Raw genomic sequence first — 18935 nt, 5'->3', positions numbered from 1 at the left:
TCGCTTGCAGGGCTTACCCCTGCCCCTGGGCCTCCATCAGGGCACGCAGGAGTTTCTCTTCGGACATGTCGTCATCTGCCGGCTTGTCCGACTCTGCACCCATCAACAGCGCCATCTGATCTTCTTCGGGCTCGTCGACCTCGATCTGTGTCTGGTTGGCCTCGATCAGACGTTCACGCAGCTCGTCCGCCGTCTGGGTTTCTTCGGCAATCTCGCGCAGAGCCACGACGGGGTTCTTGTCGTTGTCGCGGTCAACGGTGATCGATCCGCCAGTGGAAATCTCGCGCGCACGATGGGCGGCAAGCATCACCAGTTCGAACCGGTTCGGTACCTTGTCTACGCAGTCTTCGACCGTCACGCGGGCCATGAGGCGCTCTCCACAAATGAATCCGTGTCAGGAAGGGGTTTATCTAAGCGCGATTCTCTGCCTTGACAAGCGGGAAATGCCCAGCATTGGCGGCTCAGAGGGGGGTTACGGCGGCAACCTCGTCCGCAGGCAGCTGTCCAATCATTTCCCGGACGGTCAAATCCAGCACCGGATGGCGCCAATCGGGCGCGACGTCAGCCATCGGAACCAGCACGAATGCCCGGTCCTGCAGGCGCGGGTGCGGCACGATCAGTTGTTCGGGCGCGGATTGCACCTGCTGCTCCATCGGCAAATCCAGCCAGCGGCGGTATCCGTCCAGGTCCGGCAGAACGCGGTCGTCCCAGCAGACAAGATCAAGATCAAGTGTGCGCATACCCCAACGCTGAACCCTGGCGCGGCCGAACTCGGCCTCGACCTCGTGCAGCAGGTCCAGAACACCGCGCGGATCCAGTTCCGTCTCGATCAAAGCGGCTGCATTCACATAGTCCGGGCCGGCGCCCGCAGGGAAGCAGGGGGTCGAAAACAGCCGGCTTTTGGCCCGAATCACCAGCCCCTTGACCTCCATGACCTCGAGAGCCTGCGCGAGTGTCACCTTGGGCCCGTTTCCTCTCAAGGTGAGATTTGCCCCCAACGCCACGACCACTTTTGACATGGATTTGACCACTTTTATCCCCGTATTCCGTTCAGAGAATACTTGCGATACAGGTCAAATAGCCTATTTTAAAGGCATCAATGCGCGAATTTATTTTTTTTCACTCACAGACACCTCCGCGCGTTGAGCGATACCGGAAGGACAAATTAATGTTTTACAAGGACGAACGGCTTGCGCTGTTCATCGACGGCTCGAATCTGTACGCCGCCGCAAAAGCACTGGGGTTTGACATCGATTACAAGTTGCTTCGCCAGGAATTCATGCGTCGAGGCAAGCTTCTCAGAGCCTTCTACTACACAGCGCTGCTAGAAAACGACGAATACTCACCGATCCGTCCGCTTGTCGATTGGCTGCATTACAATGGCTTCACCATGGTGACCAAGCCGGCCAAGGAATACACCGACAGCATGGGGCGCCGTAAGGTCAAGGGGAACATGGACATCGAACTGACTGTCGATGCCATGGAGCTTGCGCCGCGCGTGGATCATATTGTGCTGTTTTCGGGTGATGGGGATTTCCGCCCGCTGATTGCCAGCCTGCAACGTCAGGGCGTGCGCGTTTCGGTGGTTTCGACCATCCGTAGCCAGCCGCCGATGATTTCGGACGAGCTGCGTCGTCAGGCCGACAATTTCATCGAGCTTGACGATCTGCGCGACGTGATCGGACGCCCTCCGCGGGACGTGTCCGATGAACCGCGCACAGTAGCCGTCGCAGGAAAATAAGAACTCCGCCATCCACCACTCACACATGTGGAGCAATCGCGCGGTCAGGACTTCGTGTCCTGGCCGCGCTTCTTTAATCAAGAACCCGTGCTCAAACGGGTATTGGCTAACAGGACTTCATGTCAGCATGATGACAAGGCTGTCCTGACTGGACCAACAGGTGGAAAAGCCTTACCTGTCCCTTTCAAGGAGACAGACGCATGACCAAGCCCCCCCTGACCCTGTATCTGGCCGCCCCGCGCGGGTTCTGCGCTGGCGTGGACCGCGCGATCAAAATCGTGGAAATGGCCCTGCAGAAATGGGGCGCCCCGGTCTATGTCCGGCATGAGATCGTGCACAACAAGTTCGTCGTGGACGGGCTGCGCGCCAAGGGTGCCGTCTTTGTAGAAGAGCTGGACGAATGCCCCGATGACCGGCCGGTGATCTTTTCCGCCCATGGCGTTCCCAAGTCGGTGCCCGCAGCCGCAGCCGCGCGCGAGATGATCTATGTCGACGCCACCTGCCCGCTGGTGTCCAAGGTCCATATCGAGGCCCAGCGCCACGCTGAGGCCGGGTTGCAGATGATCATGATCGGGCACAAGGGCCACCCCGAAACCGTCGGTACCATGGGCCAGCTGCCCGAGGGCGAAGTTCTGCTGGTGGAAACGGTTGACGACGTGGCCGGGGTACAGGTCCGCGACCCTAAAAAACTGGCCTTCGTCACCCAGACCACCCTCTCGGTGGACGACACGCGCGACATCGTGGCCGCGCTGCAGGACCGGTTCCCGGCCATCGTCGGCCCGCACAAGGAAGACATCTGCTATGCCACCACCAACCGGCAGGAGGCGGTGAAGACCGTCGCACCCAGGTCGGATGCGCTGCTGGTGGTAGGTGCGCCCAACTCATCGAATTCGCGCCGCCTGGTCGAGGTGGCGTCCAAGGCGGGCTGCACCTATGCACAGCTGGTGCAGCGCGCCACCGACATCGACTGGCGCGCGCTCGAAGGGATTTCCAGCATCGCCATCACCGCCGGCGCCTCGGCGCCCGAAGTTCTGGTGAACGAGGTGATCGACGCCTTCCGCGACCGCTTTGACGTGACCGTCGAAACCGTCGAAACCGCCACCGAGAATGTCGAGTTCAAGGTGCCCCGCATTCTGCGCGTGCCCGCATGAGCGGCATCCCCCGCGCACCGTTGGTTCTGGGCCTGGCTGGTCTGATCCCCTTTGTCTGGGGCGCGCTGACCTACCTGAGCGGAGACCTGAATGATTGGGGCAGCCGCGCGCTGGGCCCGCGGTTCGTGGGGCCCTATGTGCAGCTGTTCTATGGCGCGGTAATCCTCAGCTTCATGTCCGGCGTTCTGTGGGGTTTTGCCACCAAGACCGCCGGCAGCCGGGCGGCGCTGTGCTATGGGCTGTCGGTCCTGCCGGCGCTGTGGGCGTTCTTCACCACCGGCGGCGGGCCGGTCGACGCGGGTACCAACCTGATGATCGGCTTTGCCGGGCTGCTGGTGCTGGACGCGCTGTTCTGGTCCTGGGGTCTGACCCCGCGCTGGTGGATGAAACTGCGGTTGCTGCTGAGCGCCGTCGTGCTGGCCTGCCTGGCCGTCGGAGTATTCCTGTGAGCGACAAACGAACCATCGACGCCTACACAACCCGTGTGGACGACTATCTGAAAGTGCCGCTGCCACCCGAACAGATCGAATCGCGCGCAGCCTTTGCGCAGGCGGTCGGCGACGGGCTGGTGCTGGATCTGGGGTCGGGTCCGGGTTCGGACAGCGGTTTCTTTCTGCGCCAGGGGCTGCGGGTTCGGGCGCTGGACGCCACACCGGCCTTTGTCGAACACGCCCGCGCAAATGGCGTGGACGCGCATTCGGGCACGTTCGACGACGTGACCGAAACGGCCGAATACGATGGGGTCTATGCCAGCTTTTCCCTGCTGCACGCCCCGCGCGCCGACTTCCCGCGACACCTGGCCGCCATCCACCGGGCCCTGAAGCCGGCCGGCGTGTTCTTTCTGGGCCTCAAACTGGGCACCGGAGAGCATCGCGACGAACTGGGCCGCTATTACACCTATTTCACGCGCCCCGAGATCGAGACCGCGTTGGTTGAGGCCGGGTTCGTCATTGACCGTGTCACCACCGGTATGGGAAAGGGGTTGGCCGGTTCTTATGACGGTTTCATTCTGGTGCTGGCCCATGCCTGATCTGTTTGCCTATACCGATGGTGCCTGTTCCGGCAATCCCGGCCCGGGGGGCTGGGGCGTGCTACTACGGGCGGTGGATGGAGAAACCGTCCTGAAAGAGCGCGAGTTGAACGGCGGAGAAGCCGAGACCACCAACAACCGGATGGAGCTTCTGGCCGCGATCAGCGCGCTCGAAACACTGGAGCGGCCCTCGAAGATCACCATTGTGACCGACAGCGCCTATGTGAAAAACGGGGTGACGGGCTGGATCCACGGGTGGAAGCGCAACGGCTGGAAGACCGCCAGCAAAAAGCCCGTCAAAAACGTGGACCTGTGGCAGCGGCTGGACGAAGCCCAACAGCGCCATGACGTGACCTGGGAATGGGTCAAGGGCCATGCCGGCCACCCCGAAAACGAACGCGCAGATGAGTTGGCACGCGCGGGCATGGCCCCGTTCAAGCCGAAAAAGGCCCGCACATGAGCGGTCTGGCTCTGCTGGACTATGCCTCGGTTCTGGTCTTTGCGCTGACCGGAGCGCTGGTGGCCAGCCGGGCGCAGCTGGATCTTGTGGGATTTGCCTTCATCGCCTGTCTGACGGCGGTGGGCGGTGGCACGGTGCGTGATCTGCTGCTGGACCGGCACCCCGTGTTCTGGGTGGGCCAACCTGACTATATCCTGATCGCGGTGGCAGCGGCGGTGGTCGTGTTCTTCACCGCGCATCTGGTCGAAAGCCGCTACAACTGGTTGGTCTGGCTGGACAGTTTCGCGCTGTCGGTCGCCGCGGCCGCGGGAACGGGCGCGGCGCTGGCGCTGGGTCAGTCGGGCGTGATCGTGGTGTTGATGGGTGTGACCACCGGCTGCCTGGGCGGGCTGATGCGCGACGTGGTCTGCAACGAGGTACCGTTGGTGCTCAAGCAGGGCGAGCTTTACGTCTCGTGCGCCTTCACCGGGGCGCTTGTGGCCGTGGTGGCCACTCGTCTGGGGCTGGAGACGCTGCTGGCACTGGGCCTGTGCGCGCTGTCCTGCTGGGCACTGCGGGCCGGATCGCTGCTGTTCGGCTGGCAGTTGCCGGTCTACAAGGCACGCCCGCCACGAAGCTAGAGGCCGCGCCAGACCTCTTCCTCGGTCAGGTTCAGAGATGTAAAATCTTCGGCCCGCAATGATCTGTCAGCCTCCCACTCCATGAAGAATTCATCCAGTTGCGGCGGAGCGATCATCGTGTCCGAAAGCATCGAATGCACTTGTCCCCGATGGTGAATCTGGTGCTGCAGCAAGTGCAGGATCGTGCGGTCGTACCGCTCGACTTGCACTACGTCCCCACGTGGAATCCTGACGCGTGCAGTTTCATCCAAAACCTTCTCATCGCGGCAAACATCCACGAAACGTTGGTCGATGGCGCGTTGGTGCGCCGAAAGCTCGGGCAAGTCGGGATAGGGGGTTTCCGGGTCGAAGGCGTCCAATCCCATTGGCCGGCCTTCCAGAGCGGTGACGTAGAAAAGATCAACCGTATAAATGTGATTGAGAGTCTCGATGATGGACGGGAAGAAACCAGTACGGTGCTTCGCCAGTTCCTCGGGGGGCAATTGCGCGCAAGCCTCCAGAATTCGGTGGTTGGCCCATGCGTTGTTATAAGCTTGTGGCAAGAAATAGTTTTTCATTGCCGATGCCTAGTTGATTGCCAAGGCACTGTCTAGCGTGGCCTGCGGCCTGCCGCATCAACGCCGGAAATAGGTCTTCCAGATCCAGATCAGCAGCAGCGCGCCCAGCACCGCGCCGACGAATCCGGGCATCCAGCCCATGACCGTCAGCAAGGCGCGCATGATCAGCCCGCCCACCACGGCCCCGGCGATACCGATCAGCAGGGTGGTGGGGATGTCCGCCTCGATCCGCATCAGGCGGGTGGCCAGAAATCCGGCCGCGGCGCCGATGACGATCAAGGCAAGGACGGGCATCTCATTTCCTCCAGTGCGTGGGCACGATGATCAAGGCCCCCACTGACGAGATCACCGCATCCAGCCCCGGCGGTCCAAAGCTGATGCCGAACATGATGCGGATGAAATAGAACAGGAACGCCCCACCCACGCAGATAATGATGGATTGCAGATAACCGTTGTGGGTAAAGCCCGTCACCTCGGACAGATAGCCGACGATGCCGGCAATCACGACGGTGCCCATCATCACCATGAACATCAGGACGTCTCCGAGCCGAGGCGGGTCCCGGCCGGGATCGGCCAGCCCCGCAGGAAGGTTTCCCTATCCTGCGCCGCCTTGCCTGCCCGTTGCAAGCGCAGCAGTTCGACCGCGCCGGTGCCGCAGGCCACGCGCAGCGCGTCGTCCAGCACCTCGCCCGGCACGCCCTGCCCGTCCGACAGACGCGAGGCGAGCAGCTTGACGCGCTCGCCCTCGATCTGAGTCCAGGCACCGGGAAAGGGCGACAGGCCCCGGATCTGGCGATCGACCTCGAAGGCGGGGCGCGACCAGTCCACGCGGGCCTCGGCCTTGTTGATCTTGGCGGCATAGGTCACGCCGACCTCGGGCTGCGGTTCGGGGGTCAGCTCGGGCAGGCGGTCCAGTGCCTGCACGATCAGATCGGCGCCCATCGCCGACAGGCGGTCATGCAGCTGGGCGGTGGTTTCCTCGGGTCCGATCGGGGTGGCCTGACGCAGCAGGACGGGGCCGGTGTCCAGACCGGCCTCCATCTGCATGATACAGACGCCGGTCTCGGCATCGCCCGCCATGATCGCCCGGTGGATCGGCGCGGCCCCGCGCCAGCGCGGCAGCAGGCTGCCGTGGATGTTCAGGCAGCCATGTCGGGGCGCGTCCAGAATCGGCTGCGGCAGGATGAGCCCATAGGCAACGACCACGGCCACATCGGCCTTCAGCGCGGCAAAGGCGGCCTGTTCCTCGGGCGATTTCAGCGAGGTGGGATGGCGCACCGGCAGGCCCAACGCCTCGGCGCGGGCATGCACCGGCGTTGGCCGATCCTTCTTGCCGCGACCGGCCGGGCGCGGGGGCTGGCAATAGACGGCGGCGATCTCGTGCCCGGCCTGCACCAGCGCCTCCAGCACCGGCACCGAAAACTCGGGCGTTCCCATGAAGATGACGCGCATGCCGCCCTACCCCGCCTTTTTCGCCTTGCGCAGCAGCATGTCGCGTTTGACCTTGCTGAGACGGTCAAAATACATCCTGCCGTTCAGATGATCGATCTGGTGCTGCACGCTGGTGGCTTCGATGCCGACGAAATCGCGTCGGTCGATCTCGCCTTTTTCATTGAGGAATCTGACCGTCACCGCACGCGGACGTTTGATCTTGGCCGACACGCCCGGCAGGTTCGGGCTGGCCTCGTCATGGTCGCGCAGCTCGATCGAGCTGTGCAGGATTTCGGGGTTGGCCAGGCGCACCGCGCGGCCGCGCTCAGCCGAGCCGTCCACGACCGCCAGCCGCAGCATCACGCCGATCTGGGGCGCCGCCAGGCCGACGCCGGGCATCGCCTCCATGGTGTCGATCATGTCGTCCCAGATGGCGCGGATTTCGTCGGTGATCTCGGTCACCGGCTCGGCCTTGGTGCGCAGGCGCTTGTCGGGCCACGGCAGGCAGGGACGGACGGTCATGCGCGGGCCAGCTCACGCTTGAGCTTGACCATCTTGCGCGTGATCATCTGCCGTTTCAGCGGCTTGAGATAGTCGATGAACAGCTTGCCGTTCAGGTGGTCGATCTCGTGCTGCACGCAGGTGGCCCAGAGTCCGTCGAAGGTTTCGCGCTGCGCCTTGCCGTTCTGGTCCATCCAGGCGACCTCGACCTCGGCCGGGCGGGTGACCTCGGCGAACTGATCGGGGATCGACAGGCAGCCTTCCTCGTAGACGCTGGTTTCGTCCGAGGCCGAGATGATCTCGGGGTTGAACATCACCAGCGGGCGAGGGGTGGCGCCTTCCTCTTTGACGCAATCCAGTACGATCAGACGTTCCAGCACGCCGATCTGGGGCGCGGCCAGCCCGATGCCCGGCGCGTCATACATGGTTTCCAGCATGTCGTCGGCCAGCGCGCGCAGCTCGTCCGACAGGTCGTCCAAGGGCGCACAGACCTTTTTCAGGCGGGGATCGGGATGGATCAGGATGTTGCGTTTCATGGGGCTGATTTAGGTCATCGCGCGCGTGGCCGCAACGCCCCCCTTGCGCCGGGCGAATTTCCCGATAGCTTTCGGGCCAACGAATGGAGCAGACATGACTTTCAACGACCTGATCGACCGCCGGGGCACCTTCAGCTCGAAATGGGACAAGATGGAGAAAATCTATGGTGTCTCGCCCGAGGACGGGCTGGCGATGTGGACCGCCGATTCCGACTATGCTACCGCGCCTTGCGTGATTGAGGCGGTGCGCCGTGCGGCCGATCACGGGGTGTTCGGCTATTCCTGGCAGCACCCGGCCTATCTGCAGGCGGTGCAGTGGTGGATGCAGAACCGTCACGACTGGGCGATCGACACCGATTGGATCCTGACCTCGCAAGGTCTGGGCAACGCCATCGCGCTGAGCCTCGACGTGTGGAGCGAACCGGGGGACGGGGTTGTGATCTTCACGCCGGTCTACCACGAGTTTGCGCACAAGGTGAACAAGACCGGCCGCCGGGTGGTAGAATGCCCGCTGGTGCGGGCCGGCGATACCTATGAGATAGACTTGGACGACGCGCAGTCGCGGCTGGACGGGTCGGAAAAGCTGTTGCTGTGGTGCTCGCCGCAAAACCCGTCGGGGCGGGTTTGGACATCGGACGAGCTGCGTGCGGTGGCGGCCTTTGCCGAACGCAACGGGCTGATCCTGATCTCGGACGAGATCCATCACGATCTGGTCTATCCCGAGCACAAATTCGTGCCAATGGACGTGGCCGCGCCGGATGCACGGCCCTGGACGGTGACGCTGACAGCGGCGTCCAAGACCTTCAATATCGCAGGCCAGCGCACCGGGAACATGATCATTCCCGACGACACGCTGCGGGCGCAGATGCGTCACCGGCTGAACACGTTGGACTATGACCCCAGCGCACTTGGCGTGGCGATGATCACCGCGGCCTACACGCCCGAAGGTGCGCAATGGGTGGATGCCCAGATCGACCACCTGAGGGGCAACCGCGCGATATTCGATGCAGCGATCTCCGAAATCCCCGGTCTGTGGTCGATGCCCTTGCAGGCAACCTACCTGGCCTGGGTCGATTTCTCGGGCACCGGCATGGATCACGCCGAATTCGTGCGCCGTCTGCGCGATGATGCGCGGATCGCAACGTCATCCGGCCCAGGTTTTGGAACGGGAGGCGAGACCTTCGAACGGTTCAATCTCGCTACTCAGCGGGCGCGGGTCGAGGACGCGTGCGCCCGTTTGAAACTTGCTTTTTCCGACCTTCAATAAGGCCGCGTGAACGATCTGCCCTAGTCGTCTTTGCCGAGAAGGGCGATTGGGGCATCCGGCGCGCGATAGAAATCCAGTGGCGCCTTGTCCGCCGCGACGGTGCTGCGCTTGAACTCATATCGCATCTGGCCGCCGTCTTCCTCGTCAGCGACGATCAGGCATTGATACAGGTGGTTGGCGCCATCAAAAATATCGACCAGTCCACGCAGACGCGGTGTTGTCTCGGCCTCGACTGCGAAACCATCCTTCCACAATTTGAGGATTCTGTAGGTATTGTCGCCCATTTCCACCCGCAGGCGGCTGGACTTCTTGAGCGATGCGATTCGGGCCGCATCCAATTCGGCGCTAATTTCCTTGGAAACATAAGTACTCATCAAAATTCCCCCCAAGCTATGCCATCTATTGTGGGGGTATCTTCGTAAAAATCCAGTGAAGCCCGACCGTTGACGCGGATCTGTGGGCGATTTGTTGCACAGACATCCCGGGTGGCACTGTGCGACTGCGCAGAGATGCTGCGCGCCTTCGGCGATGTGAACTGCGGCGCTGTCGCACTAAGCTTTGTCCGGAGACGGAAACGGAGGATCCAAGATGGGCCTGTTGGTCGACGGCACCTGGCACGACACCTGGTATGACACGAAATCCACCGGCGGAGCGTTCAAACGTTCGGCTGCCCAGTTTCGAAACTGGATAACGGCCGATGGCAATGCAGGTCCCTCGGGCAAGGACGGTTTCAAGGCCGAAGCCGGGCGATATCACCTGTATGTCAGCCTGGCCTGCCCTTGGGCACACCGGACGTTGATCTTCCGCCAGATCAAGGAACTTCAGGACCTGATCACCGTCTCGGTGGTTCATCCGGACATGCTGGACCACGGTTGGACTTTCCAGACCGACGATCACGGCGCCACCGGCGATGCTTTGTATGGGCTGGACTATGCCTATCAGGTCTACACACGCGCCGACCCGAACTACTCGGGCCGGGTGACGGTGCCCATCCTGTGGGACAAGGTACAAGAGACCATCGTGTCGAACGAAAGCTCGGAAATCATCCGCATGTTCAATTCGGCCTTCAACGAAATCACCGGCAACACCGACGACTACTGGCCCGCCGAGATGCGCGACGCGATCGAAGAGGTCAATGCGCGGGTCTATTCAAACGTGAACAACGGCGTCTACAAATCCGGCTTTGCCACCACGCAGGAGGCCTATGACGCGGCCGTGCACCCCCTGTTCGATACGCTGGACTGGCTGGAGGATCGGCTGTCCACGAACCGATACCTGATGGGGGATCGCCTGACCGAGGCCGACTGGCGCCTGTTCACGACCCTGATCCGGTTCGACCCGGTCTATCACCTGCATTTCAAATGCAACCGCAGGCGGCTGATCGACTATCCCAACCTATGGGCCTACACGCGCGAACTGTATCAATGGCCGGGCGTAGCAGGCACGGTGAACCTGCACCATATCGTGCGGCACTATCATTACAGTCACGACAGCATCAATCCGCACCGGACCATCCCGATCAACCCTGTCCTGGACTATTGGGAGCCGCACGGACGCGATCAACGCCCCGCGGCGTAGTGTTCGACCATCGCCGCCAGATCCTCGGGCGGCGTTCCGCTCTGGACATAGGCGCAGGCGTTGGGGCTGTGCGCAAAGATCGACCCGTCGGAAAAGAACGTGGTGTTGGTGACGAAAATCACCCGTGCATCCGGGCGGCGGTAGCTGGCGAAATCTGCGACCGCCAACGCGCTGCCTGAATCCAGAACCAGGTCCAGGATTATGATGTCGAAGGGCGTGCCATAAAGTGCAAGGATCGCTGCCTCCTGGCTTTCGACCAGAGTAACCTCGGCCCCCTGCCGTTCCAGGTGCCGCTGCCAGACCCGACCCAGATCGGGGTTACTCTCAACAATCAGAACTTTCATTTGCAACAACCTCGGCACTTGATAAGGTGAGTGGTGCCGACCCCCATAAGCTGTGATCACGTTATTTCGTTAACAAAGGGTTAACGGCCGCTCCAGCCCTCCTCTATGAACCGGATTTGCTTGTAAAAACGGCGTAAATCCGCTTGAAGCGGGGTAAATTCGGCGTTTTGGACGATTCCGGCATGACTGACCGCACTGACGACTTGAACCCACGCGGCAAGCGTGACCACGGCGGTGGGTTGGACGACGCCATTGCTCGCCACGGCGGCGCGCGAGCGGAATGGATCGACCTGTCGACCGGGATCAACCCGCACCCCTACCCGGTGGCGGACCTCACGTCCGAAGACTGGACCGCCCTGCCCGACCACGGGGCCTTTGCCCGGCTGAGCGATGCGGCCCGCCGGTTCTGGGGTGTGCCGGACGGCGCGGCGATTCTTCCCGCGCCGGGCGCTTCGGCCCTGATCGCGCGGATCCCGGCGCTGGCCCCCGTTGGTGCAGTCCAGATCACCATGCCAACCTACAACGAACATGCCGCCGCCTTTGCCGCGCAGGGCTGGACGGTGCAGCCCGGCGGCCCGACGCAGGCGCGGGTGTTCGTGCATCCCAACAATCCCGACGGCCGGATCTGGCAGGCCGAGGACGCCGATGCGCCGCTGACCGTGATCGACGAAAGCTTTTGCGACGTGACGCCCCAAGCATCTCTGATCCGTCTGTCCGAGCGCCCCGGCGTGATCGTCCTGAAAAGCTTTGGCAAGTTCTGGGGTCTTGCGGGCCTGCGGCTGGGCTTTGCCATCGGGCATCCCGACCTGATCGCGCGACTGAACGATCTGACCGGCCCATGGGCGGTGTCCGGCCCGGCCCTGCGCATCGGCACGCAGGCCTTGAATGACACGGCCTGGGCCGAGGCCACACGCGCCCGACTGGCCCGTGATACGGAACGGCTGGATACGCTGATGACCGGCAAGGGCGCGCATTTGGTCGGCGGAACCACGCTGTTCCGCCTGTATGACGTGGACGATGCCGCCGCCTGGCAGGACCGGCTGGCACAGGCCCGCATCTGGAGCCGCATCTTCCCCTATTCTGATCGGTTCCTGCGGCTGGGCCTGCCGCCCGAGCATGGCTGGTCGCGGCTCGAGGCGGCGCTGTGAGCACCGCGCTGACGCTGGCCCTGGCGATGCTGCTGGACGCCGCATTGGGCGAGCCCGATTGGCTGTGGTCGCGCCTGCGGCACCCGGCGGTGCTGATGGGCAACGCCATCGGCTGGTTGGACCGCCGCCTGAATCACGGCACGCATCGACGGGCCAAGGGCGTGCTCGTCGCCCTTCTACTGGTCTTGGGCGGCTGGGTGGTCGGTGCGGCGCTGACGTGGCTTGGCTGGGTGGTCGAGGTCGTGGTCTGCGCGATCCTGTTGGCACAGAATTCTCTGGTGGCGCATGTCCGCGCCGTGGGCGTCGCGCTGCGGCAATCCCTGCCCGAGGGGCGCGCGGCGGTGGCAATGATCGTGTCGCGCGACACCTCGCAGATGACCGAGGCACAGGTGGCGCGCTCGGCCATCGAGAGCGCCGCCGAGAACCTAAGCGACGGGGTGATCGCCCCGGCCTTCTGGTTCCTGCTGGGCGGCTTGCCGGGGCTGCTGGTCTACAAGGCGGTGAACACCGCCGACAGCATGATCGGCTACCGCAACGACACGTACCGAGACTTCGGCTGGGCCGCCGCCCGGCTGGACGATCTGCTGAACCTGATCCCGGCGCGGCTGACTTGCCTGATGATCGTGGCCCTGTCGGGGCAGTGGCGCCAATGGCGGGCCATCGTGGCGGACGCGCGGCGCCACATCTCGCCCAATGCCGGCTGGCCCGAGGCCGCCATGGCCCGCGCGCTGGACGTGGCACTAGCCGGGCCGCGCAGCTATGACGGGCAGATGCGCGATCTGGCCTGGGTCAACGGCGAAGCCCGGCGCACAATTGGCGCGACGGAGGTTTTCCGCGCATGCGGAATGCTTTGGCAGGTTTGGGGGCTTGCGTTGGCGGGGCTGACGGTGTGGGTTGTTCTGAACACGGTTTTCTGAGGATGGTTTTTGTCATGCGCTTTGTCTCGGGCCTTGTGGCCGCTTGCCTGTTCGCTGCCCCGGCCCTTGCACAATGCGGCGGCGGCTTCAGCGCCTTCGTTCGCGGGCTGAAGGCCGAAGCGGCACAGCAGGGGTTCGATACGGCCACGGTCGATGCGTTCTTCAACGGTGTGCAACAGGACCCCAAGGTGCTGAAGGCCGACCGGGCACAGGGCGTGTTCCAGAAACCGTTCATCGAATTCTCGCGCCGCCTGATCTCGCAGGACCGGATCAGGCGCGGCCAGGCGATGGCGCAGAAATACGACGCCGTGTTCGACCGGATCGAGGCCGAATACGGTGTGTCGCGCGGGGTGCTGCTGGCCTTCTGGGCGTTCGAGACGGATTACGGCGCGTTCCAGGGCGATTTCAACACCCGCAATGCGCTGGTGACGCTGGCCCATGATTGCCGCCGCCCCGAACTGTTCCGACCGCAGATCTTCGCCGCGATCGAGCTGTTCCGGAACGGCGATTTCGACCCGAACCGCACCACCGGCGCATGGGCGGGCGAGATCGGCATGGTGCAGATGCTGCCCCGTGACATTCTGGAAAATGGCGTGGACGGTGATGGCGACGGGCATGTGCGGCTGAAAACCTCGGCCCCCGATGCGCTGATGTCGGGCGGCAAGATGCTGTCGCATCTGGGCTGGCAGCCGGGTCAGCCCTGGCTGCAGGAGGTCACCGTGCCCGCGCAGATGGACTGGTCGCTGAGCGGGCCGGGCAAACCGCGCCCGGTGTCAGACTGGCAGGCGATGGGCGTGCAGGCGCGCAGCGGGACATTGGCCAACCTGCCGGCTTCGCTGATCCTGCCGCAGGGGCGCAAGGGGCCAGCCTTTCTGGCCTATCCGAATTTCGATGTCTATTTCGAGTGGAACCAAAGCTTTGTCTATGTCCTGACCGCTGCCTATTTCGGAACGCGTCTCGAAGGCGCACAAGTCTATTCTGCGGGCAACCCCGATCCAGGCCTGACCGGTGCCCAGATGAAACAGCTGCAGGCGAAACTGCAGGCGCGCGGCCACGACGTGGGCAAGATCGACGGCATCTTGGGGGCCGGAACGCGCGCTGCAGTACAGGCTGAACAGGCCCGGCTGGGACTGCCTGCGGACGCATGGCCGACGGTTGACTTGCTGAACCGGCTCTAGCCGCTCAATCCGTTGGGTCGTGGAACACCAGCGTGAATCCCTCCTCAGGCGTCGGTTCGGCGTAATGCCTGGAAAACCGGCGGAACTGTTCTTCGGTCGCGGCAAAGGCGTGGTCGCCCGCTGCGTTTCGTGCTTGCAGTCGGGCCAGACAAACGGCGTCGGGCGTGGTCAGCACGTGCATCTGATGCGCTGTATCGGTCTGATCCAGAATTTCGCGCATCCAGGCGCGGGTTTCGACCGTGTTGGCCGGGAAATCCAGAACAACCGACATGCCCGCCTCAAGCAGAGTCGTGACATGCGGACCCATCGCCGCCCGCAGACGCGTGGAACAGCGCAGATAGTCGGCACCTGTCACCATCTGATCGGCAAAAAGCGGCTTCAGCCAGGCGTCCTCGGAAATCAGAACCGTGCCGGGCTGCCTCGCGAGCTGGGCGGCAAGCGTCGATTTTCCCGCGGCGATCTTGCCGCAAAGCATGTGCAGGGTCGGAGCGGGTCGGGTCATCGGTCGATTCCTGGTTGGGCACGGCGGGTGAAGGAGAGGCCCCGATCACTCGGGTCGCACCGGGTAACGTTCACCTTTTTCGGTGATCAGGATCAACCGGCCATTGTTGCGCACGTACAGATCGCAGCGGTCGAACCCGTTGCGGTACTGCACACAGATGCTGCCATCAGCGGCGATTCTGTAGGTTCCGAAGGCCGTTCCGCCGCCATTGACCGCCGAATAGGTATAGGAATAGGCCCCACCGGCCGAGTATTTCGACTGCCCGTCGTCATAGAAAGTCAGCGTTCGCCCGGCCAACGCGTTCAGTTCAGCGGGGCTCAGGGGGATATCACCGGGGCGTACAGCCCATTCGGCAGCCCAGAGCGGCGATGCGGCGCAGGCCGCGGCGATCAACATCAGGTGTTTCATGCGGCCAGCCTAGCCCGGCCCGGCCCGATCGCGGAATAACGTTGCGGTGAGCGGTCAGGCGACCATCTGCTCGGCCTTCTTCAGATCGACCGAGACCAGCTGGCTGACGCCCTGTTCCTGCATGGTCACGCCGAACAGACGGTCCATCCGCGCCATGGTCACCGCGTGGTGGGTGATGATCAGGAACCGCGTGTCGGTCTGCCGGCACATCTCGTCCAGCAGATCGCAGAACCGGGTCACGTTGGCGTCGTCCAGCGGTGCGTCGACCTCGTCCAGAACGCAGATCGGCGCCGGGTTGGCCAGGAACACGCCGAAGATCAGCGCGGTGGCCGTCAGCGTCTGTTCCCCGCCCGACAACAGGCTGAGGGTCGACAGCTTCTTGCCCGGCGGCTGGCACATGATCTCGAGCCCCGCATCCAGCGGGTCGTCGCTCTCGACCATCACCAGATTGGCCTCGCCACCGCCGAACAGATGCTTGAACAGCATGGCGAAGTTCGCGTTGACCTGTTCGAAGGCAGTCAGCAGACGCTCGCGGCCCTCGCGGTTGAGGCTGGCGATGCCGCTGCGCAGTGCCTTGATCGCCTCTTCCAGGTCGGATTTCTCGCTGTTGAGCGTGTCGAACTCCTCCTGAACCTCCTTGGCGTCCTCCTCGGCGCGCAGGTTCACCGCACCCATCGCGTCGCGCTGACGCTTGTGGCGGTTCACCTCAGCCTCAAGGGCATCGGCGGCGGGCATGCCGTCGGGGTTCACGTCCAGCTGGTTCAACAGCTGGTTCGGGGTCAGTTGCTGATCCTCGGCGATGCGCTCGGCAGCGGCGGCGACACTTTCCTTGGCCGCCTCGAACCGCGCCTCGGCCGCGGCGCGGGCTTCGCGCGCCTCCGAGGCCTTGCGCTCGGCCTCGCGTTCGGCCAGCACGGCCTCGCGTTGCAACGCTTCGGCCTGGGCCAGCTTGTCGGCGGCCTCGGCGCGGCGGGCCTCGGCGGCCTCGATCATCTCGTTCAGCTCTTCGCGCGCCTCGGCGATCTCGGCGGGCGCGGCCATCGCCTCGGTCAGCTCTTCCTCGGAACTGGCTTTGCGCTCGGCCAACTCGGCGATGCGCTTCTCGGCGGTTTCCAGACGGTGTTTCCAGCCGCTCAGGTCCTTGGCCACCTCCTGCGCGCGTCGAGTGCGGGCCTCGCCCTCGCGGCGCAACTCGTCATGGGTCGAGCGGTGCGTCAGCATGGTGATCCGCGCGGCCTCGACCGTCTGCTTGATGTCCTCGACCCGGGCACGGGCGGTGTCCAGATCGCCCAGCTCGGCCAGCGCGGCCTCGGCCTCGCGCAGCTGGGCACGGGCCGCCATCGCATCCTGCTTGTGGCGGTCGACCGCAAGCGTCAGGTTCTCCAGCTTGCCCTGCGCCAGGTTGCGGTCGGCCTCGGCCCGGCTGAGCGCGCGGGCCGCTTCGGCCATGCGCTGATCGGCGGCGCGGCGGGCCTCGCGGGCGCGACGGTCGGCCTCGGTCACCTCGGCCAGTTGCCGCGACAGGGCCTCGTGCGCGGCGCGGGCGCCGTCGGCCTGTGCTTCGACCTGCGCCAGTTGCTGTTTCAGCGCCTCAAGCTTGTTGAGCTGCTCGAGCCGCAGCGCCGCGGCGCTGGGGGCATCCTCGGCCCAGGCGCGGAACCCGTCCCAGCGCCACAGATCGCCAGAGCGCGACACCAACCGTTGGCCGGGTTTCAGCAAGGGTTGCAGCCGCGCGCCCTGATCGGCGTCAATCAGGCCGATCTGCGCGATACGGCGGCTGAGACGGTCCGGACCCGAGACGTGTAGCGCAAGCGGCTCGGCCCCGTCCGGCAAAGGCTGATCGGCGTCATAGCCCGGCACCTGCACCCAACCCGACGGCCCATCGCCTTCGACAAGCGGGGCGCGGAGATCATCCGCCAGCGCGGCACCCAGCGCCTTTTCAAAGCCTGGCTCGACCCGCAGCAGGTCCAGCACCTGCCCGCCCTCGGCGGTGTCGCGCTCGACCAGCTTGGCCAGCGCGGTGGTCTCGGCCCGGATCGCGCCTAACTCGCCCTCGGCCTCGGAGCGTTGAGCGCGGGCCTCGGCCTCGCGCGCCTGCGTTTCACCGCGCAGTTCGTCGGCGGCGGCCAGTGCTTCCTCGGCCGCTTCGGCGGCCTCGCGCGCCTCTTCCTCGGCGGCTTGCGCGGCCTCGAACGCTTCGTCGGCGCGGGTCAGCGCGGCGCGGGCCTCGGCAACGGCCGCGCGTGCTTTTTCCTCTTCGGCCTCGGAGCGTGCCAGCGTCTTGCGGCTGTCCTCGACCAGGCGCTGCGCCGATTGGTGACGCGCGACCAGGCGGGCGGTGTCCTCGGTCTCCTGCGCCAGCAAATCCTCACGCTCCTGCAGAACCGCGGCGGCCTCTCGGGCAATTTCGGCGGCTTCGGCCAGCTTGTCGTCATGGCCCTCGGCGGCCTTGGCCAGTTCGCGGGCCTCCCATTCCAGCCGTTCGATCATCTCGCCGGCGTCGCGGTTCAAACCGGTTTCCCGCTCGATGTCGCGGCCCAGCTGCTGGATGCGGGCGGTCAGGGTTTCGATGGTCTGGCGCGCGCGGGTTTCCTGATCGGACAGCTGATCGCGCTGCACCTGCTGGCGCTGCAGCACGGCGGCGGCAATGGCCTCCTCCTCGCGCAGCGGCGGCAGGGTCTCTTCGATCTCGGCGCGTTTCGCGCTGGCGGCGCGGGCCTCGGCCTCGGCGCGCGCGGCTTCGGTGGTGCGGTCGCGCAGACGCTCTTCGGCCTGCTGGCGGGCCATGTCGGCCTCTTTCCAGCGGCGATACAGCAACATACCCTCGGCCTGGCGCAATTGCTCGCCGATTTCGCGATACCGCGCGGCCTGACGGGCCTGCCGCGCCAGCTGCGCCAACTGGGTGCCCAACTGTTCCAGCACGTCATCCACGCGGGTCAGGTTGGCCTCGGTGCCCTTGAGCTTCAGTTCGGCCTCGTGCCGCCGCTGGTACAGGCCCGAGATACCGGCGGCCTCTTCCAGAATGCGGCGGCGGGCGCGGGGTTTGGCGTTGATCAGCTCGGCGATCCGGTTCTGCCCCACCAGAGCGGGTGAATGCGCGCCGGTCGAGGCATCGGCGAACAGCATCTGCACGTCGCGGGCGCGCACGTCCTTGCCGTTGGCCTTGTAGGCGCTGCCCACGTCGCGGGTGATGCGGCGCACGATCTCGATCTGATCGCTGTCATTGAACCCGGCCGGGGCCAGACGTTCCGAGTTGTCCATGGTCAGGACCACCTCGGCGAAGTTGCGCGCCGGACGGGTGGCGGCACCGGCAAAGATCACGTCCTCCATCGCACCGCCGCGCATCGATTTGGGGCGGTTCTCGCCCATCACCCAACGCAGCGCCTCGAGCAGGTTGGACTTGCCGCAGCCGTTGGGCCCCACCACACCGGTCAACCCGTCCGCGATGATCAGATCGGTCGGATCGACGAAGCTTTTGAAGCCGGTGAGTTTGAGTTTGGTAAAGCGCAAAGGCCGATTTCCATGATTCCCGTTCCCTGAAAGTCTGGACAAGGGAATGCCCGCGA

Annotated in this window: 24 protein-coding genes; 11 read left to right on the top strand and 13 right to left on the bottom strand. The window is 64.4% G+C overall.

The features are described from left to right. Positions 1-13: 13 nt before the first annotated feature. Positions 14-367 (bottom strand): DNA-directed RNA polymerase subunit omega, encoded by a 354-nt coding sequence (rpoZ, locus tag ACR0IR_RS17675; RefSeq protein WP_170343419.1) that lies wholly within the window; start codon positions 365-367, stop codon positions 14-16. Positions 368-461: 94 nt separating this feature from the next. Next, on the bottom strand, positions 462-1031 hold the full coding sequence (folK, locus tag ACR0IR_RS17670; RefSeq protein WP_437342622.1) for a 2-amino-4-hydroxy-6-hydroxymethyldihydropteridine diphosphokinase: 570 nt from the start codon (positions 1029-1031) through the stop codon (positions 462-464). 137 nt (positions 1032-1168) lie between these two features. Between folK and ACR0IR_RS17665 the strand changes: the two genes are divergently transcribed. The 6 genes from ACR0IR_RS17665 to ACR0IR_RS17640 all read left to right on the top strand — a co-directional run bounded on the left by ACR0IR_RS17665 (position 1169) and on the right by ACR0IR_RS17640 (position 5002). Then, positions 1169-1741: a LabA-like NYN domain-containing protein gene (locus ACR0IR_RS17665; RefSeq protein ID WP_093965260.1), complete on the top strand. Its 573-nt coding sequence runs from the start codon at positions 1169-1171 to the stop codon at positions 1739-1741. A gap of 200 nt (positions 1742-1941) precedes the next feature. Then, the gene (gene ispH, locus ACR0IR_RS17660) at positions 1942-2892 is read left to right on the top strand and encodes a 4-hydroxy-3-methylbut-2-enyl diphosphate reductase (RefSeq protein ID WP_170366274.1); all 951 of its coding nucleotides are present in this window, start codon (positions 1942-1944) and stop codon (positions 2890-2892) included. Next, entirely contained in the window at positions 2889-3341 is a 453-nt protein-coding gene (locus tag ACR0IR_RS17655; RefSeq protein ID WP_170366272.1) for a DUF3429 domain-containing protein, read from the top strand. Before ispH ends, ACR0IR_RS17655 begins: the two co-directional genes overlap by 4 nt. Beyond that, on the top strand, positions 3338-3922 hold the full coding sequence (locus tag ACR0IR_RS17650) for a class I SAM-dependent methyltransferase (RefSeq protein ID WP_170366270.1): 585 nt from the start codon (positions 3338-3340) through the stop codon (positions 3920-3922). Before ACR0IR_RS17655 ends, ACR0IR_RS17650 begins: the two co-directional genes overlap by 4 nt. Continuing rightward, a complete protein-coding gene (gene rnhA / locus ACR0IR_RS17645) occupies positions 3915-4382 on the top strand; it encodes a ribonuclease HI (protein ID WP_170366268.1) in 468 nt (155 codons plus the stop codon). The genes ACR0IR_RS17650 and rnhA overlap by 8 nt, the downstream gene beginning before the upstream one ends. Continuing rightward, complete coding sequence (locus ACR0IR_RS17640) at positions 4379-5002, top strand: trimeric intracellular cation channel family protein (protein WP_170366266.1); 624 nt, start codon at positions 4379-4381, stop codon at positions 5000-5002. Before rnhA ends, ACR0IR_RS17640 begins: the two co-directional genes overlap by 4 nt. On the opposite strand, the gene ACR0IR_RS17635 is transcribed toward ACR0IR_RS17640, so the two are convergent. Genes ACR0IR_RS17635 through def (ACR0IR_RS17610) form a run of 6 tightly spaced genes read right to left on the bottom strand, consistent with a single transcriptional unit; the run spans position 4999 to position 8027 of the window. Then, the gene (locus tag ACR0IR_RS17635) at positions 4999-5559 is read right to left on the bottom strand and encodes a DinB family protein (RefSeq protein WP_170342685.1); all 561 of its coding nucleotides are present in this window, start codon (positions 5557-5559) and stop codon (positions 4999-5001) included. The two genes, ACR0IR_RS17640 and ACR0IR_RS17635, sit on opposite strands and share 4 nt — an antisense overlap. 57 nt (positions 5560-5616) lie before the next feature. Then, positions 5617-5853 carry a GlsB/YeaQ/YmgE family stress response membrane protein gene (locus ACR0IR_RS17630; RefSeq protein ID WP_149776373.1) on the bottom strand — a complete coding sequence of 79 codons (237 nt, stop codon included), beginning with the start codon at positions 5851-5853 and terminating at the stop codon, positions 5617-5619. A 1-nt stretch (position 5854) separates the two neighbouring features. After that, positions 5855-6091 (bottom strand): hypothetical protein, encoded by a 237-nt coding sequence (locus ACR0IR_RS17625; RefSeq protein ID WP_005981317.1) that lies wholly within the window; start codon positions 6089-6091, stop codon positions 5855-5857. Further along, positions 6091-7011, bottom strand: coding sequence for a methionyl-tRNA formyltransferase (gene fmt / locus ACR0IR_RS17620; RefSeq protein WP_170366264.1), 921 nt, complete (start codon positions 7009-7011; stop codon positions 6091-6093). The genes ACR0IR_RS17625 and fmt overlap by 1 nt, the downstream gene beginning before the upstream one ends. A 6-nt stretch (positions 7012-7017) precedes the next feature. After that, positions 7018-7512 (bottom strand): peptide deformylase, encoded by a 495-nt coding sequence (gene def, locus ACR0IR_RS17615; RefSeq protein WP_170366262.1) that lies wholly within the window; start codon positions 7510-7512, stop codon positions 7018-7020. Then, the gene (gene def / locus ACR0IR_RS17610; RefSeq protein ID WP_170366260.1) at positions 7509-8027 is read right to left on the bottom strand and encodes a peptide deformylase; all 519 of its coding nucleotides are present in this window, start codon (positions 8025-8027) and stop codon (positions 7509-7511) included. Before def (ACR0IR_RS17610) ends, def (ACR0IR_RS17615) begins: the two co-directional genes overlap by 4 nt. Before the next feature lie 94 nt (positions 8028-8121). On the opposite strand from def (ACR0IR_RS17610), the gene ACR0IR_RS17605 reads away from it, so the two are divergent. After that, positions 8122-9294 carry a MalY/PatB family protein gene (locus ACR0IR_RS17605; RefSeq protein WP_170366258.1) on the top strand — a complete coding sequence of 391 codons (1173 nt, stop codon included), beginning with the start codon at positions 8122-8124 and terminating at the stop codon, positions 9292-9294. 20 nt (positions 9295-9314) lie between these two features. Here the strand turns inward: ACR0IR_RS17605 and ACR0IR_RS17600 are convergent, their stop codons facing one another. Continuing rightward, complete coding sequence (locus tag ACR0IR_RS17600) at positions 9315-9668, bottom strand: hypothetical protein (protein ID WP_093965240.1); 354 nt, start codon at positions 9666-9668, stop codon at positions 9315-9317. Positions 9669-9882: 214 nt separating this feature from the next. Between ACR0IR_RS17600 and ACR0IR_RS17595 the strand changes: the two genes are divergently transcribed. Beyond that, positions 9883-10872, top strand: a complete 990-nt coding sequence (locus ACR0IR_RS17595; RefSeq protein WP_170366256.1) for a glutathione S-transferase family protein — start codon at positions 9883-9885, stop codon at positions 10870-10872. Here the strand turns inward: ACR0IR_RS17595 and ACR0IR_RS17590 are convergent. Next, positions 10854-11216, bottom strand: coding sequence for a response regulator transcription factor (locus ACR0IR_RS17590; RefSeq protein WP_093965237.1), 363 nt, complete (start codon positions 11214-11216; stop codon positions 10854-10856). The two genes, ACR0IR_RS17595 and ACR0IR_RS17590, sit on opposite strands and share 19 nt — an antisense overlap. Positions 11217-11398: 182 nt before the next feature. Here ACR0IR_RS17590 and cobD point away from each other — a divergent pair, with 182 nt between their 5' ends. Genes cobD through ACR0IR_RS17575 form a run of 3 tightly spaced genes read left to right on the top strand, consistent with a single transcriptional unit; the run spans position 11399 to position 14459 of the window. Continuing rightward, positions 11399-12364, top strand: a complete 966-nt coding sequence (gene cobD / locus ACR0IR_RS17585) for a threonine-phosphate decarboxylase CobD (protein ID WP_170366254.1) — start codon at positions 11399-11401, stop codon at positions 12362-12364. Continuing rightward, on the top strand, positions 12361-13281 hold the full coding sequence (cbiB, locus tag ACR0IR_RS17580) for an adenosylcobinamide-phosphate synthase CbiB (RefSeq protein WP_170366252.1): 921 nt from the start codon (positions 12361-12363) through the stop codon (positions 13279-13281). The genes cobD and cbiB overlap by 4 nt, the downstream gene beginning before the upstream one ends. 14 nt (positions 13282-13295) lie before the next feature. Continuing rightward, a complete protein-coding gene (locus tag ACR0IR_RS17575; protein WP_170366251.1) occupies positions 13296-14459 on the top strand; it encodes a lytic murein transglycosylase in 1164 nt (387 codons plus the stop codon). Between the two features lie 4 nt (positions 14460-14463). Here the strand turns inward: ACR0IR_RS17575 and ACR0IR_RS17570 are convergent, their stop codons facing one another. From ACR0IR_RS17570 to ACR0IR_RS17560, 3 genes are read right to left on the bottom strand one after another with little or no spacing between them, the layout of a single operon-like run. Further along, entirely contained in the window at positions 14464-14961 is a 498-nt protein-coding gene (locus tag ACR0IR_RS17570; protein WP_170366249.1) for a P-loop nucleotide/nucleoside kinase family protein, read from the bottom strand. A 45-nt stretch (positions 14962-15006) separates the two neighbouring features. After that, positions 15007-15369, bottom strand: coding sequence for a hypothetical protein (locus tag ACR0IR_RS17565; protein WP_170366247.1), 363 nt, complete (start codon positions 15367-15369; stop codon positions 15007-15009). A 54-nt stretch (positions 15370-15423) separates the two neighbouring features. After that, complete coding sequence (locus ACR0IR_RS17560; protein ID WP_170366245.1) at positions 15424-18879, bottom strand: chromosome segregation SMC family protein; 3456 nt, start codon at positions 18877-18879, stop codon at positions 15424-15426. Positions 18880-18935 lie beyond the last annotated feature (56 nt).

Source organism: Ruegeria sp. CF2 (assembly GCF_056537385.1).
Note: the sequence above shows the minus strand (reverse complement) of the source record. Positions and strands in the feature narration are given on the sequence as shown.